A 17,448-nucleotide genomic window follows, 5' to 3' on the forward strand; every position below is an offset into this window, starting at 1 on the left:
ACGGAGCGGAGCAGGTTCGGCCTCCAGGGACGGGTCGGACGGACCAGGCTAACCGGTCGACCCGGCGGCCGCGGTCAGCGAACGACCGGGCGCCGCGGTCAGCGACGACCCAGGCGCCGCTCTCCCCCGCTGCCGGTGCGGTACTCGAGCCCGTAGTGCTGGTAGACCTCGGGTTCGAGCGACGCGTCGAGCTCGCCGTCGGTCGCGATCGTCGGCGCGGCCTTGATGGTCTTCTTCGGGTACGCGACACGCAGGTGCTTCGGCGCGACGAGGGCTCCGGTCAGGGGCACGAACAGGAGCTTCTGGAAGCCGACCATCCCCGTGGTCACCGCGCCGAAGGCAGGCTCGGACGTCGCGGTGTCGTAGTAGATGCTCTCGAGCGTCCCGACCTTGTCGTCCGCCTCGTCGACGACCGGCAGGCCGATCCAGTCCCGGATGTTCGCGGCTTCGAACACGTGCGCCTCCTCGCGAGCACCCGGCGCGTCCGGGTCGCTCTCCGTCGACGCTACCGGGCCGCGGACGGGTCGGTCACGCCGAGCGAGTCCACCGCGGCGAGCACGTCGTCGGGCCCGATGGCGAGCAGCGCGGGGTCCGGGTCCTCGGCGAAGACGTCGCCGCGCCGCACCGAGGCGTCGGTGAGGACGACGTGCGGACCGGAGGCCGGAGGCCCCCATGCCTCCGGCGGCGCCGGACCGAAGACCACCACCGACGGGACGCCGTAGGCGGACGCGAGGTGCGCGGCGCCGGTGTCGACCGTCACGACGAGCCGTGCGGCCGCGATCACGCCCGCGAAGTCCTGCAGTGCGAGCACGCCGGCCAGGACCGCCCCCGGCGCCAGCCCGGCCGCCTGCGCGACGGCGGCGGCGCGCTCGACGTCGTCCGCGCCTCCCGTCAGCACCACGTCGAGGCCGCGCTCGCGCAGTCCGCGCACCACGGCGGCGAAGCGGTCCGTCGGCCAGTGCCGCGCACCGTGGAACGCGCCGACGTGCACGACCGCGGCACCCTCGGCGACCGGCGGCGCGTCGGGACGGGCGATCGCGACGTCGTCGGGGTCGGCCTCGATCCCGTGCCACCGGAGCAGGTCGGCCCAGCGGTCGCGCTCGTGCACCGCGTCGGGCCACTCCGGTCCGTCGAAGCCGTTCGTGGGGTCGGCGTGGCCGATCACCCGACGGGCACCGAGCACGGCGACGAGGTCGGACGACTCCGGCCCGGCGCCGTGCAGGTTCACCGCTACGTCGACCGCGCCCGCGGGTGCGCCGATCGGGTGGTCCAGACCGTGCTGGGCGAGGTGCACGTCGACGTCGGGCACGAGCTCCACGACGGGCGCCAGCCAGGCCGTCGTCGCGAGCGAGATCCGGTGGTCCGGGAAGGCGCGGCGCAGCGCGTGCAGTGCGGGCACGGCGACGAGCAGGTCGCCGAGCTTGATGGCGCGGAGCACGAGCAGCTCGGGGCGCCCGTCGGACGGGGGCAGGGTGTCGACGGCGGTCACCGCGCCGACGCTAGACGGACGCCGCCGCCCGCCCGTCCGGGAACGCGTTCCGCGGCTGTTCCTGAACCCGTCACCGGCCCGCGGTCGGTACGTCAGGAGCATGGCCCTCGCTCCGGACCGCACCGTGCGCGGTCTCCTCTTCGACCGGGACGACACGCTCGTCATCGACGTCCCGTACAACGCCGACCCGCACCGGGTGGTGCCCGTCCCCGGCGCGCGTCGAGCAGTGGCACGTGCCCGCGCAGCCGGTCTGGCGCTCGGGGTCGTCACGAACCAGTCGGTGATCGCGAAGGGGATGGCGACGCGCGAGCAGGTCGACGCCACGAACGCCCGGGTGGACGAACTCGTCGGACCCTTCGACGTGTGGTGCGTCTGCCCGCACGACGCCGACGACGACTGCGCGTGCCGGAAGCCGCGGCCCGGGATGGTCCTCGACGCGGCCGGACGTCTCGGCCTCGACCCGTCCGAGCTCGTGGTCGTCGGCGACATCGGCGCGGACGTCGCCGCCGCTCTGGCCGCGGGCGCCCAGGCCGTCCTGGTCCCGACGCCGCGCACCCGGCAGGAGGAGGTCGACGCCGCGCCGACGGTCGCGGCGACGATCGAGGACGCCGTGGCGCTCGTCCTCGACCACGTGCGGGCGGTGCGCACGTGAGGACCGGACCCCGGGTCCTCGTCGTCCGGCTCGACTCGTTCGGCGACGTCCTCGTCGCCGGTCCCGCCGTCCGGGCCGTGGCCGCCGGCGCGTCCCACGTGACGATGCTGTGCGGGCCGCAGGGTGCGCCCGCCGCGGACCTGCTGCCCGGCGTGGACCGGGTCCGGGTCTGGGCGGCGCCGTGGGTCACCGAGACCGCCCGCCCGATCGACGACGCACTGCTCGCCGACTTCCGCGCCCTGGTCGCCGAGGAGGCGCCGGACGAGGCCGTGGTCCTCACCTCGTTCCACCAGTCGCCGCTGCCGGTCGCGCTGCTGCTCCGCCTCGCGGGCGTCCGTCGCGTCTCCGGCGCGAGCGTCGACCACCCCGGTTCACTGCTCGACGTGCGGCTCCGACCCGGCGAGGACCTCCCCGAGGACGTCCCCGAACCCGAGCGCGCCCTCCGCATCGCCGAGGCCGCCGGGTTCCGACTGCCGTCGGGTGCGTCCAGGAGGCTCGGCGTGCGTCTCGACGTCGCCCCGCCTGCCGAGGTGGCCGGGCTGGACCGGTACGTGGTCGTGCACCCCGGCGCGAGCGTCCCGGCCCGCGCCTGGCCGGAGGACCGTCACCGGGCCCTCGTCGCCGCGTACGCGGCGCAGGGCACCGCCGTCGTCGTCACCGGCTCGCCGGGCGAGCGCGCCCTGACGGCGCGGGTCGCCGGCGACACCGCGATCGACCTCGGCGGCCGCACCACGCCGGCAGAGCTCGCGGCGGTCCTGGCCGGTGCCGAGGTCGTCGTCGTGGGCAACACGGGGCCGGCGCACCTCGCCGCAGCGGTGGGCGTGCCGATCGTCAGCCTGTTCTCGCCGGTGGTCCCGGCGGTCAAGTGGGCGCCGGACGCACCGCTCGTCGAACTGCTCGGCGACCAGGGGGCTCCGTGTCGCCTCAGCCGAGCCCGAGCGTGCCCGGTGCCGGGGCACCCGTGCCTGTCCTCCGTGCGCATCGAGGACGTCCTCGAAGCGCACCGGAGGCTGCTCGACCGCGCTTCCCGGATGGTCCGGAGAAGTCTGCGGAGCACGCCAGAAGGTGCTGCGTAGCTTCCGCACTGCTCCTCCTCCTCTTCTCCTCGTCCCGACCGGAAGGCCCCGCATGCGGATCCTCGTGTGGCACGTGCACGGCGGCTGGATGGACGCCTTCGTCCGCGGCCAGCACGAGTACCTCGTCCCGACCACGCCCGCCCGGGACGCCTGGGGGCTCGGCCGTGCCGACCGCGCCTGGCCGGCCTCCGTCGTCGAGATCGACCCGGCCGACGTCGCCGACGCCGAGGTCGACGTCGTGGTGCTGCAGCGGCCCGAGGAACTCGACGAGGCGCGCCGGCTGCTCGGCGGGCGCGAGGTCCCGATGGTGTTCGTCGAGCACAACGCACCCCGTGTGGACGTGCCGAACAGCCGCCACCCGCTGCGGGACCGCGACGACGTCACCATCGCCCACGTCACGCACTGGAACGCGCTCATGTGGGACTGCGGCTCGACGCGGACCACGGTCGTCGAGCACGGCGTCGTCGACCCCGGGCCCCGGTACACCGGCACGCTCGACCGACTCGGCGTCGTCATCAACGAACCCGTGCGCCGCGGCCGCGTCGTCGGGACCGACCTGCTCCCCCGCTTCGCCGCGGTCGCGCCGGTCGACGTCTGGGGCATGGGCACCGAGCGCCTGCCCGAACTCGACTTCGGCGACCGTGTGGTCGCCCGCGGCGACGTGCCCGCCGACCCGATGCACGCCGCCCTCGCCGAGCGCCGGGCGTACGTGCACCCGAACCGGTGGACGTCCCTCGGCCTGTCGCTCATCGAGGCGATGCACCTGGCGATGCCGGTCCTGGTCCTGGCGACGACGGACGCGGCCCGCACGGTCCCGGCCGAGGCGGGCGCGATCGCGACGGACGTCGAGGAGCTGGTCCGCGCCTCCAGGACCCTGCTCGAGGACCCGGACGAAGCGCGCCGACGGGGTGCCGTCGCCCGCGAGGCCGCGCTCGCGCGGCACGCACTCGGCCGCTTCACCGCGGACTGGGACGACCTGCTCGACGACGCCGTGACGCGCGCCGTGACGCGGAACCGCACGGCCTCCGCCGCGCTGGAAGGGAGTGCGCGATGAGGATCGCGATGGTGTCCGAGCACGCGAGTCCGCTCGCGGTCCTCGGCGGGGTCGACGCCGGCGGGCAGAACGTGCACGTCGCCGAACTGTCGGGCGCGCTCGCGGACCGCGGGCACCGGGTGACGGTGTACACGCGCCGCGACGACGCCGACCAGCCCGTGCGCGTCCTGCTCCGCCCCGGTGTCGAGGTCGTGCACGTCGATGCCGGGCCCGCGCGGACCGTGCCGAAGGACGACCTCTTCCCGTACATGGGGACCTTCGCGTCGGTGCTCGCCGCGGAGTGGTTCGTCGACCGGCCCGACGTCGTGCACGCGCACTTCTGGATGTCCGGGCACGCGGCCCTCGAAGCCGTCGCCCAGGTCCAGGCGCGCACCGGCGGCGTCCGCATCCCGGTCGTCCAGACCTTCCACGCGCTCGGGGTCGTGAAGCGCCGACACCAGGGCGCTGCCGACACGAGCCCGGCCGAGCGCGAGTGGCTCGAGCCCGCGGTGGGCCGCAGCGCCGACCAGGTCGTGGCGACGTGCTCGGACGAGGCGTTCGAGCTGAAGGCGCTCGGTGTCCCGCTGCACCGCATCTCCGTGGTGCCCTGCGGCGTCGACGTGTCGCTGTTCCGACCCGAGGGCGCCGGTCTCCCCGTGGAGGAGCGCGGCCGTGCCGCCCGGATCCTCACGGCGTCGCGGCTCGTCCGGCGCAAGGGCGTCGGGACCACCATCGCCGCACTCGCCGCGCTCGTGCACGAGGGTCGCGACGTCGAGCTCGTCGTCGTCGGCGGTGCCGGAGTCGCCGGCGCCGACCTCCCGGACGACCCGGAGTACCAGCGCCTCGACGCGCTCGCGCGGTCCCTCGGTGTCCGCGACCACGTCACCTTCCGGGGCCAGCTCGGACAGCACGACATGCCGGCGGTCTACCGCAGCGCGGACGTCGTCGTCTGCGCGCCCTGGTACGAGCCGTTCGGGATCGTCCCGCTCGAGGCGATGGCGTGCGGGCGCCCGGTCGTCGCGTCGAGCGTCGGGGGGCTGATCGACACCGTCGTCGAGGACGCCACCGGGCTGCACGTGCCCCCGCGCGACGAGCACGCCGTCGCCGCGGCCGTCGGCGGTCTGCTCGACGACCCCGACCGACGGGCGCAGTACGGACGGGCCGGCCGCGAGCGTGCCGAGTCGCGCTACACGTGGCAGAAGGTCGCCGCGGACAGCGAGCGGGTCTACGAGCGGCTGCTCGCCGGCAGCCGGTCGGTCGCCGCCCCCGTCCCGGACGCCCTCGCCCCCGACGCCCTCGCCCCGATCGACACCGAGACCCGCGGTCCACGGGCCGGACGGACCGCCCGCTCCACCCAGTCCACCGAGAGGACGGCACGATGACAATCGACCAACGCACGGGGACCGTCGACGAGCGCACCAGCGCCAGTGCGCGGATCGTGCTCGACCACGTGGCGGCCTCGGTCCCCGTGGTCGCGTCGCTCGTCGACCACGGCGACCACATCGGTGCCTGGGCGGACGACATCGCCGCGCGGCTCGTCGCCGGACGCCGGTTGCTCGCCGCGGGCAACGGCGGGTCGGCGGCCGAGGCGCAGCACCTCACGTCCGAGCTGACCGGTCGCTTCGACGGGGACCGCCCGGCGTACTCGGCGATCTCCCTGCACGCCGAGTCCTCCGCCGTGACGGCCATCGGGAACGACTACGGCTTCGACCAGGTCTTCGCCCGACAGGTCTCGGCGCACGCACGGGCCGGCGACGTCCTCGTCCTGCTGAGCACGAGCGGTCGGAGCCCGAACCTGCTCCGCGCCGCCGAGGCCGCCCGCGCCGTCGGGGCCCGGACGATCGCGATGACGGGGCCGCGGCCGAACCCGCTCGCCGAGGCGGTCGACGACGCGATCTGCATCGACGGGCCGTCTGCGAACGTGCAGGAGGCGCAGCTCGTCCTCGTGCACGCGCTGTGCCGGGCGATGGAACCGGCGCTCCGCCGCGGGGCACGGCGATGACCGGGCCGCACGGGAACCCCACCGTGCCGCACGGGAACCCCACCGTGCCGCACGGGTCCGCGACCGCTCCGCGGCTCCGCATCGCCGTCGTCGGGGACACCCTGCTCGACGTCGACGTCTCCGGCACGAGCGAGCGCCTCAGCCCCGACGCGCCCGTGCCCGTCGTCGACGTCCGCACCGACGACCGCCGTGCCGGTGGCGCCGGCCTCGTGGCGACGATGCTCGCGCGCGACGGCCACGACGTGACCCTCGTCACCGTGCTCTCCGACGACTCCAGGGGACCGGAGATCCGCAGCCTGCTCCCGGACGTCACCGTCGTCGCGGGCCCGTCCGGAGCGCCCACGCCCGTGAAGACCCGCGTGCGCGTCGTCGACCACGCCCTCGTGCGGATCGACGAGGGGTGCGGCACCCCGCCCGTCCCGGACGTCACCGACGCGATGACCGCCGCCCTCGACGGGGTCGACGCCGTCGTCGTCGCCGACTACGGCCGCGGGGTCGCCGCCGCCCCGACCATGCGGGAGGCCCTCGCCCGGGCGGCCCGGAGCACCCCCGTCGTCTGGGACCCGCACCCGACGGGCGCCGCACCGGTCGCCGGGGTCGCGGTCGTGACCCCGAACTCCGCCGAGGCGCGCCGGTTCACCGCCGACGCGGTCGTGGCACCCCACGCGGGCGCGGGCAGCGCCGGCAGCGCGGACGTCACCTTCGCCACCGCGGCAGCGGCCCACCTGGTCGCCACGTGGCGCGTCGACGCCGTCGCCGTGACGCTCGGCGACCGCGGCGCGCTCGTCGCGAGCAGCAGGGACGGCAACCGCTTCGTCCCGGCACCCTCCGTCACCGCAGGCGACCCCTGCGGTGCGGGCGACCGTCTCGCCGCCGGTGTTGCCGTCGCCCTCGCCTCGGGAGCCGACGTCGCCGAGGCCGTCACCGCCGGGGTCACCGCCGCGTCCGAGTACCTCGCCGCGGGCGGCGTCACGGCGCTCTTCGCCCAGGAGGGTCCGGCACCCGTGCGCGTCCCCGGCGCCGACCGCGACGCGATGCGCCTCGTGCACGACGTGCGGAACGCGGGCGGGACCGTGGTGGCCACGGGTGGCTGCTTCGACCTCCTGCACGCCGGGCACGCCCGCACGCTCTCGGCAGCCCGGGCGCTCGGGGACTGCCTGGTGGTCTGCCTGAACTCCGACGACTCGGTCCGGGCGCTCAAGGGCCCCGACCGGCCGATCATGGGCCAGGACGACCGCGTCGAGCTGCTCCTCGCGCTCGACTGCGTCGACGCCGTCGTGGTCTTCGACGAGCACACGCCCGACGAGGCCCTGCGCCGCTTCCGTCCGGACGTCTGGGCGAAGGGCGGCGACTACACCGCGGCCGAGCTCCCGGAGTCGCGCACCCTCGCCGAGTGGGGCGGCCGCGTCGTGACGGTCCCGTTCCACCCCGGCCGGTCGACCACGCGACTCGCGGCGGCCCTCGAACACGTCGGCTGAGCCGGCACGCCCCCACCACCCCACCACGGAAGGAAGTCCATGCCCGTCCCCACCACCCCCATCGGCCGTGTCCTCGTCACCGGCGGCGCCTCCGGCCTCGGGGCCGCCGTCGTCGCCGCGGTCACCGAGGCCGGCGGCACGCCGATCGTCCTCGACCTCCGGATCGATGCCGTCCCGGACGGCCTCGACGCCGTCGCGGTCGACGTCACCGACACGGAGGCGACCGAGCGAGCCGTCCGCGAGGCAGCGGAACGGCACGGCGGCCTCGACGCCGTCGTGACCGCGGCGGGGATCGACAAGCCCGCTCCGATCGGCGGCATCTCGTCCGGCGACTGGGAGCGGATCGTCGCCGTCAACCTGCTCGGCACGGCGGCCGTCGTCCGTGCGGCGCTGCCCGCACTCGAGGCGTCGCACGGTCGGGTCGTCACGGTCTCCTCGTCGCTCGCCCTCCGCGGCGTCGGGGACGGCACCGCCTACTCGGCGTCGAAGTTCGGCGTCCGCGGGTTCTCGCAGGCCCTCGCCGCCGAGACCGGCGGCAGCGTCGGCGTCACGAACGTGATCCCGGCGGGCATGCGGACGAACTTCTTCGCCGACCGCACGGAGCAGTACAAGCCCGGGCCGGACGCGCAGCTCATCGAGCCGGAGTACGTCGCGAACGCGATCCTGTTCGCGCTCGCGCAGCCGGCCGGCTGCGAGATCCGCGAGCTGTCGATCATGCCGGCGACGGAGCCGAGCTGGCCGTAGACGCGACCGTCTGACGGACGGGAGGCGCGGTGCGGGCCCGCACCGCGCCTCCCGTCACGTGGTGCGGAGCAGGTCCGCGACGTCGTCGAGCACGGCCTGCGGCTCGACCTCGTCGACGTAGGACGGGTCGTGCGCGCAGCGCTCGGCCGTCCACCCGACCTGCGTCACGTCGACCCCGCACACCGGGCACCGCGTCACGTACGAGAGGTGGACGCGGTGCCGACCGCGGTCGAACGGACCGGCGTTCACCACGTTGCCGAACCAGAACACGCCCACCGTCGGGGTGCCCACGGCCACGGCGAGGTGCCGCGGGCCGGAGTCGTCGCCGACCATGACGTCCGCCGCCGCGAGGACCGCCGGGAGGTCGGTGAGCGGGAGCGAGCCGGTGCGGTCGTGCACGCGGTACGCGGTGTCGGCGGGCAGCGCGGCCCGGATCGCTGCCGCAGCGGGCACGTCCGTGGCGTCACCGACGAGGACGACGTCGTCACCGGCGGCGAGCCGAGCCCGGGCGACCGCGGCGAACCGGTCCGGACTCCAGCGGCGCCGCGGATCGGTGGCGCCCGGGTGGATCGCGACGAGCCGCCCGCTGCGGTCCGACGCGGTGCGGACGCCGAGCCGGTGGCGGACCGCCGCGCGCTCCTCGTCGGAGACCCGCACGCGGGGGTCGAGGGTCGCCGGTGCAGCACCGGCGAGCGACACGACCTCGAGCGCCCGGAGGACCTCGTGCTGGTAGTAGACGTAGCGGACCCAGCGCTCCGTGACCTCGGCGTCCTCGGTGGCGGTGCCGACCGTGTGCCGGGCGCCGAGCCGGAGCAGGAACGGGTTCGAGTTCCGTCCGCCCCCGTGCAGCTGCACGGCGAGGTCGAAGCGCCCGGCGAGCCGCGACTCGAAGTCCGCGAGGGTCGGAGCACCCTCGCCGGAGTCCCGGACGCCCGGGACGACCGGCAGCTCCTCGAACACGTGCACGGCGTCGGTCCGGCCGCGCAGCACCGCCGGGGCGGTCGGCGTGCCGAGCAGGGTGACGCGCGCCTCGGGGTACGCCGCTGCCAGGGCATCGAGCGCCGGCACCGCGAAGAGCAGGTCGCCGAGGCCCCCGCCCCGGAGCACCCCGATCTCGCGGACATCGTCGAACCGTTCTCCACCGTTGCCGATCAGTTGCACCCGTCCCGTCTACCGACCGGGGGCCGCCCGGACGTCCAGCAGCGGGCTCGGATGGACGAGAAACGCGATGCCGTGGGCGTGCCCAGCTTCCCGCGAGGACCGTCGGACCCCCGCCCGTCCCCCGGAAGGACACCATGACGATCGCTCCCCCCGCCACCGATGACATCGTGGTGGCCGACCCCGCCACCGGGACCCTCGCCTCGACGGTGCGCCGCGCCTCCGAGGACGAGGTCCGCACCGCCGTCGCCCGTGCCCGGGCCGCGGCCCCGATGTGGGCCCGGACCGCACCGGCGGAGCGGGGTGCCCTGCTGCACCGCGCTGCCGAGCACGTCCGCGCGCACGCCCAGGAGCTGGCCGAGCTGAACACCCGGGAGACCGGCAAGGTCCCCGGCGACGCGCTCGGCGGCGTCGAGGCCGGGGTCGGGACGCTCGTGCAGTACGCCGAGCTCGGACCCGTGCACCGCGGCGAGGCCCTGCGCGGCGCGTTCGGCGCTGCCGACTGGTCGGTGCCGCACCCCCGCGGCGTGGTGCTCGCGCTGACCCCGTGGAACGACCCGGTCGCCGTGGCGTGCGGGATCCTCGGCGCCGCGATCGTCACCGGCAACACGGTCGTGCACAAGGGCAGCGAGCGCTCCCCCGCGACGATCGCCCGCCTGAACGCCCTGCTCGCCGAGGTCCTGCCGGACGGCGTCCTCGTCGGCGTGGACGGCGACGGCGCGACGGGTGAACTGCTCCTCGCGCAGGACGGCATCGACGTGTACGCGCACGTGGGCTCCACCGCGACCGGGGACCGGCTCTCCGAGGCTGCAGTGCGGACCCGTGCCCACGTCGTCCGGGAGAACGGCGGGAACGACGCGGTCGTCGTGGACGCCGACGTCGACCCGGTGTGGGCCGCGGCCCAGGTGGCCCTCGGCGCCTTCGCGAACACCGGCCAGATCTGCACGAGCGTCGAGCGGGTGTACGTGCACCGCGCGGTCGCCGAGCCGTTCGTGACCGCACTCGTCGCCGAGGCCGAGCGGCGCACGTCCGCCCCGGCGGCGGAGTACGGGCCGCTCGTCGACGACCGGCTCCGGCGCACCGTGCAGTCGCACGTCGACGACGCGCTGCAGCGTGGGGCGTCGGCGCGCACCGGCGGTGCCACACCGGACGGCCCGGGCGCCTTCTACCCCGCGACCGTGCTCACCGGTGTCACCGACGACATGCTCGTCATGATCGAGGAGACCTTCGGGCCGATCGCCCCCGTGCGCGTCGTCGAGGACTTCGACGAGGGCCTGCGGCTCGCGGCGTCCGACCGCTACGGCCTCGCGGCGACGGTGCTCACGAACGACACCGGACACGCCCTGCGTGCGGCCGCGGAACTCCCCGTCGGCACGGTGAAGGTGAACGCCGTCTTCGGCGGTGCCCCGGGTGGCAGCGCGCAGCCCCGGGGTGCCTCCGGAGCCGGGTTTGGGTACGGCCCGCACCTGCTCGACGAGCTCACCACCACGACGGTCGTGCACCTCGAGGCGGCCCCGCCGGCCGGGGGTGACCGGTGAGCGTCGACGTCCGGCTCGTCCGGGACCTCGTCGCCACGGTCGACGACCGCGAGCCGCTCGTCGTCGTGATCGGCGACTGCATCCTCGACCGCTGGACCGTCGGCGAGGCCGAACGGGTCTCGCGCGAGGCCCCGGCCCCGGTGGTCCGCGTGACGGAGACCGTGGCCGTCCCTGGCGGCGCGGCGAACACCGCGGTGAACGCCCGCGCACTCGGCGCCCGCGTCCGGATGGTCGGGCTGCTCGGCGACGACGAGGCCGGTGCCGTGCTCCGCGAACGCCTCGACGCCGCCGGGGTGGACACGTCCTGCATGGTCGTCGTCCCCGGCACCCGCACCACGACGAAGTCGCGGGTCGTCGGCGGCGACCGGGTCGTCGTCCGCGTCGACGAGATCGCCGCGGAGCCCACCGCCGAGCACGGCGTCCGGCTGGCCGAGGCCGTCGCCCGCGCGCTGCGGTGCGCCGACGCCGCGGTCGTCTGCGACTACGGCCTCGGGGTGGACCCGGCCGACGTCGTCCCCGTGCTCGACGCCGACCGTCCCACCGCGGTCGTCGTCGACGCGCACGACCTCACCCGCTGGGCGGCGCTCCGGCCCGACCTCGTGACGCCCAACGCCGGCGAGGCGGCCGCCCTGCTCGGGGCGCCGCTCGGGACCGGCCCGGACCGGGCGTCCGCGGTCGTCGACGCCCGGCACGAGGTCCTCCGACGGACCGGCGCACGTGCGGCGGTCGTGACGCTGGACCGCGACGGCACGGTCCTGGTCGAGCACGGTTCCGACGGTGGCTTCCGCACGCGGGCGGTCCCCGCGTCGGAGCAGCAGGCCTCCGGTGCTGGCGACACCTTCTGCGCCGCTGCCACGGTGGCGCTCGCGGTGTACGCCCCGCTCCGCGACGCCGTGTCGGTCGCCCAGGCGGCAGCCGATGTCGTCGTCCGCGAGGCCGGCACCTCGGTGTGCTCGGCCGCGGCGCTGCTGGAGTCGGTGACCGCGCCGGCCGCGACCGTCGTCGACCACGACGAGCTCGCCGCCGCGGTGGACGCCGCGCGGGAGGCCGGACGACGGATCGTGTTCACGAACGGCTGCTTCGACGTGGTCCACCGCGGACACACGACCTACCTCCGGCAGGCCCGGGACCTCGGCGACCTGCTCGTCGTCGCACTGAACGACGACGATTCCGTCCGGCGCCTGAAGGGTCCGGAGCGGCCGATCAACCCGGCCGAGGACCGGGCCGGTGTCCTCGCCGCCCTCGCGTGCGTCGACCTGGTGACGGTCTTCGCCACCGACACCCCGATCCCGCTCATCGAACGGCTGCACCCCGAGGTCTACGTCAAGGGCGGTGACTACTCGCCCGAGATGCTGCGCGAGACCGCGGTGGTGGAGGGCTACGGCGGCGAGGTCGTCATGGTCGACTACGTGCCCGAGCACTCCACGACCGCCGTCGTCCGACGGATCCGCGAGGCGGCCGCGGCGACCGAGGCCGCACGGACGGACCCCGAGGCCACACCGTGACCCGTCAGGGGGAAGTCATACCGCGGTAGGGGGTGGTCGAGACCCGCGCGGGATGGCAGCCGGTCGCACGCTCCGTAGCGTCGAACCCGTCGACGAGGTCCGTCGGCGGAGGGAGCCACCGTGTTCGACCAGATCACCCCGCTCGTCGTCGAGCTGGCGGCCAGCCCGCTCGTCTTCGTCGTCATCTTCGCGCTCTGCCTGGTGGACGGCTTCTTCCCACCCGTGCCGAGCGAGGCCGCCCTCGTCGCGGTCGCCGCCATCGCCGCGACCTCCGGCCAGCCGGTCCTCGCCGGGGTCCTCGCGGCCGCCGCACTCGGGGCGGTCGCCGGGGACTCCGTCGCCTACTGGATCGGCCGTCGGATCGGACTCGGCCGCCTCGCCCGGTCCCGGCGTCCGAGGATCGCCGCGGCGTTCGCGTTCGCCGAGCGCCAGATGCGACGGCGGTCCGCGAGCCTCATCCTCGTCGGTCGGTACATCCCCGTCGGACGCGTCGCGGTGAACATGACCGCCGGTGCGACCCGGCTCCCGTACCGTAAGTTCCTCGCGATCAGCTCGGTCGCCGGGCTGGCGTGGTCGGCCACCTCGATCGGGATCGCCCTCGCGGCGTCGAGCGTGCTGCACGAGCCGCTCGTCGCAGCACTGGTCTCGATGGTGGTCGCCGCCGGACTGGGGATCGCCGTCGACCGGGTCATCGGTAGAGTCACCCGGAAGCGGGAGGCCCGAGCGTCCGCCCGGGCGGACGACCGCGCGGACGCCCGGGCAGCGGTCCTCAGCGCCCCCCGCACCGCACCGCACCTCGCCCACTCCGGAGGGACCGCACGACCGTGACCGCCCACGTCCCACCCGTGACGCCGCGCCGACGCCGGCCGTGGTCGACGCGCCGGGAGTGGGCGACCTGGCCCGTCGTCGTCGCCCGGATCGTGCTCGTCGTCGTCGCCGCGACGCTCTTCGCGGTGGCCGCACCCGTGACGGTCGCCGTGTACGACGTGCCCGTCCCGCTCGCGCTGCTCGTGACCGCGGTGCTCTCCGTCTCGCTCGGGCTCGCTCCCGTGCTGCCGCGGACGGCCTCGGTGGTGCACCTGGCGGGGGTGGCGGCCCTCGGGCTCCTCACCGCCGGGTCGCCGGCCGGTCCGTGGCCGCTCCCGGTCACCGCGATCATCGGCGTCGGCGCGCTCCTCGTCGTGCTCGGCGTCCGGACGGACTGGCGACTCACCGCGGCTGTCTGGACCGCGGCGACGGTGCTCACGCTCGGCCTGGTCGCGGTGGTCCCCGGTCGGTGGGACCCGGCCGACGTCTGGGCCGCGACCTTCGTCGTCTCCGGCGGCAGCGACCTGCTCCTCGCCGGGACGGCCGTGGCGATCGGGCAGCGCCGGGCCGTCCGGGTGGAGCTCGCCGAGGCCCGCCGCGACGCCGAACTCGAGCAGGCCCGCCGCCGGTCGGTCGAGGAACGCTCCCGGATCGCCCGCGAACTCCACGACGTCGTGGCGCACAGCATGTCCGTCGTGCACATGCAGGCCGAGTCGGCGCCGTTCCGCGTGGCCGACCTCCCGCCGGCAGCACGTGCGGAGTTCGCGGCGATCGCCGAGACCTCGCGGACGGCGCTCCGCGAGATGCGGCAGCTGCTCGGCACCCTGCGCGGCGACGGCTCGGCGGAACGGGCGCCGCAGCCCCGGCTCGCCGACCTCCCCGCGCTCGTGCAGGCCACGCGGGCCGCCGGGATCCCGGTCGAGCTCCACCTCGACGACGACGCATCCGACGACGGGGACGACCGGCTGGCACAGCTGAGCGCGTACCGGGTCGTGCAGGAGGCGCTCGGGAACGTCGCGCGGCACGCTCCCGGTGCGGTCACGATCGTGACGGTCGCCCGGCGCGGCGCCCTGCTGGCGGTCGAGGTGACCAACGCCGCGCCACCCGCCGGCACCGTCCCCGCCGCTCCCCCGGACGATGGCGGGTTCGGGCTCGCCGGCATGCGGGAGCGCGTGTCGGCACTCGGCGGGACGATCGAGCACGGGCCGCTCCCGGACGGCGGGTTCCGGGTCGCCGTGACCCTGCCCGCCCACCCGAGCACCGCCCACCCGAGCACCGCCCAGCCGAGCACGGCCCCGCCCGACCGAGGAACCCGATGACGCGTGTGATGGTGGTGGACGACCAGCAGATGTTCCGCATGGGACTGCGGGCGATCCTCCAGGCCCAGGACGACGTCGAGGTCGTGGGCGAGGCGTCGGACGGCGCCGAAGCGGTCGTCGAGGCGCTGCGGCTCCGACCCGACGTCGTGCTCATGGACGTCCGGATGCCCGAGCTCGACGGGATCGAGGCGACCCGACGGATCACGGCCGCTCCGGCCACGCAGCCGGTGCGGGTCGTCATGCTCACGACGTTCGACATCGACGACTACGTGTTCGACGCCCTCCGTGCCGGGGCGAGCGGGTTCCTGCTCAAGGACGCCAGCGCCGACGAGCTCGTGCAGGCGGTCCGCACGGTCGCGGCGGGCGACTCGTTGCTGGCGCCGCGGGTGACCCGGCACCTCGTCGAGGCGTTCGTCGCGGGCCCGCTCCCGGCCGCACCCCGGACCGAGGTGCTCGAGGTGCTGACCGAACGGGAGCGCGACGTGTTCCTCCTGCTGGCACGGGGCCGGTCGAACGGGGAGATCGCGGCGGAGCTCTACATCGCCGAGCAGACCGTGAAGACGCACGTCGGCCGGATCCTGGCGAAGCTGCAGCTGCGGGACCGGGTGCACGCGGTGGTGCTGGCGTACGAGACCGGCCTGGTGACGCCGGCCCCCTGAGGGACCGGTGTCACCAGGCCGTCTCGACCGAGCCGAGGAGGCTAGCGGACTCGGACCTGCTTCGAGGCCTGCTTGCCGGACTGCACGCCGGTGAAGGTGATCGTCGACTTCCCCGACGTCGCCTTCCACGCCACCGTCGCCGTGCCGTCGATGACGTCCACCGTGCCGAGGTCGGTCGAACCGACGGCGACCCGCACCTGGCGGTCACCGGCGAACCGCGACCCGGTGAGCGTCACGCGCTGGTTCGGACGCGGTGCCCCGACGGACAGGTCGATGCGGGCGCCGCGCGACAGTGCTGCGAGGTCGTCGTGCAGCCGGAGCCCGTCGCGGATGGTGGAGAACGTGTCCGTCTGGTCCGACAGCCCGACGACGTTCGCGGCACCCGGGCCGTACGCCGCGATGCGGACCTGCGTGCCGGTGTGCTGCTGCGAGCTGCCCGCGGCCGAGGTGCCGTACGAGACCTTCATCGTGGTGCCGTCCGCGGTGCGGAGCGCCGTGGAGAGCGAGGTCGGCGGCGTGCTGTCGACGATCTGGCTCGAGTGGGCGTGGTCGGCCGTGGCGATGACGAGCGTGTTGCCGTCCTTCTTCGCGAAGGCGAGTGCGGACTGCACGGCCTCGTCGAAGTCGATCGTCTCGCCGATCTGGCCGCAGGCGTCGGCGGCGTGGTCCTGCTTGTCGATGCTCGCGCCCTCGACCTGCAGGAAGAAGCCCTTGCCGGTCTTCGCACGGTCACGGTTCAGCAGGTCGATCGACTTGTTCGTGAGCGACTGCAGCGACAGCCCGGTCGACAGGCGTGCCGGGTTCGGCGTGCACTGCACCGGTGCCTGGTCCGCCCCGCCTACCGTCGCCGTGGTGGGTGCGTACCGGGTCGGGAAGTTGCCCGGCGTGAAGAGCCCGAGGAGCGGCTTCGACTGGTCCGCGCGACGAACGGCGGCGAGGCCGTCGGCGTCGGAGACCACCTGGTAGCCGCGCTGCTCAGCCTGGTCGAAGAGCGTCGAGCCCTGCCACTGTCCGGCCTTCGCGGTCTGCTGGAAGCTCGCCGAACCGCCGCCGAGGGTGAGGTCCGGGCGCGTGTTCAGCAGCTGCTCGCTGATCGACCCGAGCCCGCCGTTCTGCAGCGCGTCCGTGCCGCACGACGCCGTGTCCGGGCCGTAGCAGGAGCGGGCGCCGACGTGGGCGACCTGGACCGCCGGGGTGGCGTCCTGGATCTCGGCGGTGGACACGTCGCCGGTGCGGAGGCCGTTCGCCTTCGCGAGCTCGAGGAGCGTCTGCTGCTGCTTCCCGTCGATGTCGACCGAGATCGCGCCGTCGTACGTCTTCGTCCCCGTCGCCCAGGCGCTGCCGGATGCCGCCGAGTCGGTGACGTAGTCGGGCTTGCCCTTGTCCGCACCGTCCTTGTAGAGGGAGTACGTCGTGTACGAGCCGGTGAGCGGCAGCGCGTCGAGGCCCGGGAGCCGACCGGCCGCGCCGTACTGGTAGTTCCGCGCGATGGTGATCTCGGAGTCGCCCATCCCGTCGCCGATGAGCAGGATGACGTTCTTCGCGCCGGCCCGCTTGATCTCCTGCTGGATCGACCGGGTCTGGTCGCCCTGGTGGCGCTGTGCGCCGCCGTGCTGGTTCAGCGCGAGCTGCCCGACGGCCTCGGCCGCGCCCGGCAGGGCGACGGCGCCGGCGATGAGCGCGGCGCCGAGTGCGAGCGCCGCGCGGCGGCGGCGCTGCGGAGTGTGCTGCATTGGGTGTTCCCCTCGTCTGTGCCCCGAACGGGTGCCATCCGAGGATGGCTGTGCGTGGGTACAGGCGGGTGAACGGGCCCGGTCTGGTCGATGAACAGACGCGGTGACAGCGAGACGGGAGGCGCGGGGGCCCCGGGGCCCCCCCCCCCCCGGGGGGGGGGGGGGGGGCGGCCCCCCCCCCCCCCCCCCGTTTTCAGGGTTCCCCCCACCGTAATGTGCCAACCCACCAATGTGGCCGCCGGGGAGGCGCCCCCC

16 protein-coding genes are annotated in these 17,448 nt (G+C 75.2%); 12 read left to right on the forward strand and 4 right to left on the reverse strand.

All coding sequences use genetic code 11. The features are described 5' to 3' along the window. Positions 1-98: 98 nt before the first annotated feature. Both ACIPEP_RS13440 and ACIPEP_RS13445 read right to left on the reverse strand, forming a co-directional pair. Positions 99-455 (reverse strand): PRC-barrel domain-containing protein, encoded by a 357-nt coding sequence (locus ACIPEP_RS13440; RefSeq protein WP_070418952.1) that lies wholly within the window; start codon positions 453-455, stop codon positions 99-101. A 50-nt stretch (positions 456-505) separates the two neighbouring features. Further along, on the reverse strand, positions 506-1,489 hold the full coding sequence (locus ACIPEP_RS13445) for a glycosyltransferase family 9 protein (protein ID WP_402717523.1): 984 nt from the start codon (positions 1,487-1,489) through the stop codon (positions 506-508). Positions 1,490-1,589: 100 nt separating this feature from the next. Between ACIPEP_RS13445 and ACIPEP_RS13450 the strand changes: the two genes are divergently transcribed. The 7 genes from ACIPEP_RS13450 to ACIPEP_RS13480 are packed head-to-tail and all read left to right on the forward strand — an operon-like array spanning position 1,590 to position 8,474. Then, positions 1,590-2,141, forward strand: a complete 552-nt coding sequence (locus tag ACIPEP_RS13450) for an HAD-IIIA family hydrolase (RefSeq protein ID WP_402717524.1) — start codon at positions 1,590-1,592, stop codon at positions 2,139-2,141. Beyond that, positions 2,138-3,217 (forward strand): glycosyltransferase family 9 protein, encoded by a 1,080-nt coding sequence (locus tag ACIPEP_RS13455; protein WP_336696443.1) that lies wholly within the window; start codon positions 2,138-2,140, stop codon positions 3,215-3,217. The genes ACIPEP_RS13450 and ACIPEP_RS13455 overlap by 4 nt, the downstream gene beginning before the upstream one ends. A gap of 52 nt (positions 3,218-3,269) precedes the next feature. Next, on the forward strand, positions 3,270-4,271 hold the full coding sequence (locus ACIPEP_RS13460; protein WP_402717525.1) for a glycosyltransferase: 1,002 nt from the start codon (positions 3,270-3,272) through the stop codon (positions 4,269-4,271). Continuing rightward, positions 4,268-5,632, forward strand: a complete 1,365-nt coding sequence (locus ACIPEP_RS13465) for a glycosyltransferase (protein WP_402717526.1) — start codon at positions 4,268-4,270, stop codon at positions 5,630-5,632. Before ACIPEP_RS13460 ends, ACIPEP_RS13465 begins: the two co-directional genes overlap by 4 nt. Next, complete coding sequence (locus ACIPEP_RS13470) at positions 5,629-6,252, forward strand: SIS domain-containing protein (RefSeq protein WP_261646710.1); 624 nt, start codon at positions 5,629-5,631, stop codon at positions 6,250-6,252. Before ACIPEP_RS13465 ends, ACIPEP_RS13470 begins: the two co-directional genes overlap by 4 nt. Then, entirely contained in the window at positions 6,249-7,730 is a 1,482-nt protein-coding gene (locus ACIPEP_RS13475) for a PfkB family carbohydrate kinase (protein WP_402717527.1), read from the forward strand. The genes ACIPEP_RS13470 and ACIPEP_RS13475 overlap by 4 nt, the downstream gene beginning before the upstream one ends. Before the next feature lie 39 nt (positions 7,731-7,769). Continuing rightward, a complete protein-coding gene (locus tag ACIPEP_RS13480) occupies positions 7,770-8,474 on the forward strand; it encodes an SDR family oxidoreductase (protein ID WP_071294656.1) in 705 nt (234 codons plus the stop codon). A 54-nt stretch (positions 8,475-8,528) separates the two neighbouring features. Here the strand turns inward: ACIPEP_RS13480 and ACIPEP_RS13485 are convergent, their stop codons facing one another. After that, positions 8,529-9,635, reverse strand: a complete 1,107-nt coding sequence (locus ACIPEP_RS13485; RefSeq protein ID WP_402717528.1) for a glycosyltransferase family 9 protein — start codon at positions 9,633-9,635, stop codon at positions 8,529-8,531. A gap of 134 nt (positions 9,636-9,769) precedes the next feature. On the opposite strand from ACIPEP_RS13485, the gene ACIPEP_RS13490 reads away from it, so the two are divergent. The 5 genes from ACIPEP_RS13490 (at position 9,770) to ACIPEP_RS13510 (ending at position 15,460) form a co-directional block, all read left to right on the forward strand. Beyond that, the gene (locus tag ACIPEP_RS13490) at positions 9,770-11,170 is read left to right on the forward strand and encodes an aldehyde dehydrogenase family protein (RefSeq protein WP_402717529.1); all 1,401 of its coding nucleotides are present in this window, start codon (positions 9,770-9,772) and stop codon (positions 11,168-11,170) included. Continuing rightward, positions 11,167-12,675, forward strand: a complete 1,509-nt coding sequence (gene rfaE2, locus ACIPEP_RS13495) for a D-glycero-beta-D-manno-heptose 1-phosphate adenylyltransferase (protein ID WP_402717530.1) — start codon at positions 11,167-11,169, stop codon at positions 12,673-12,675. The genes ACIPEP_RS13490 and rfaE2 overlap by 4 nt, the downstream gene beginning before the upstream one ends. A gap of 120 nt (positions 12,676-12,795) precedes the next feature. Further along, a complete protein-coding gene (locus ACIPEP_RS13500; RefSeq protein WP_402717531.1) occupies positions 12,796-13,503 on the forward strand; it encodes a DedA family protein in 708 nt (235 codons plus the stop codon). Then, positions 13,500-14,801, forward strand: a complete 1,302-nt coding sequence (locus tag ACIPEP_RS13505; protein WP_402717532.1) for a sensor histidine kinase — start codon at positions 13,500-13,502, stop codon at positions 14,799-14,801. The genes ACIPEP_RS13500 and ACIPEP_RS13505 overlap by 4 nt, the downstream gene beginning before the upstream one ends. Next, positions 14,798-15,460, forward strand: a complete 663-nt coding sequence (locus ACIPEP_RS13510; protein WP_071294651.1) for a response regulator transcription factor — start codon at positions 14,798-14,800, stop codon at positions 15,458-15,460. The genes ACIPEP_RS13505 and ACIPEP_RS13510 overlap by 4 nt, the downstream gene beginning before the upstream one ends. Before the next feature lie 41 nt (positions 15,461-15,501). Here the strand turns inward: ACIPEP_RS13510 and phoA are convergent, their stop codons facing one another. Further along, positions 15,502-17,193 carry an alkaline phosphatase gene (gene phoA / locus ACIPEP_RS13515; protein ID WP_402717533.1) on the reverse strand — a complete coding sequence of 564 codons (1,692 nt, stop codon included), beginning with the start codon at positions 17,191-17,193 and terminating at the stop codon, positions 15,502-15,504. Positions 17,194-17,448 lie beyond the last annotated feature (255 nt).

The sequence above is a fragment of the Curtobacterium sp. NPDC087082 genome (assembly GCF_044745045.1).
Lineage (GTDB): Bacteria > Actinomycetota > Actinomycetes > Actinomycetales > Microbacteriaceae > Curtobacterium.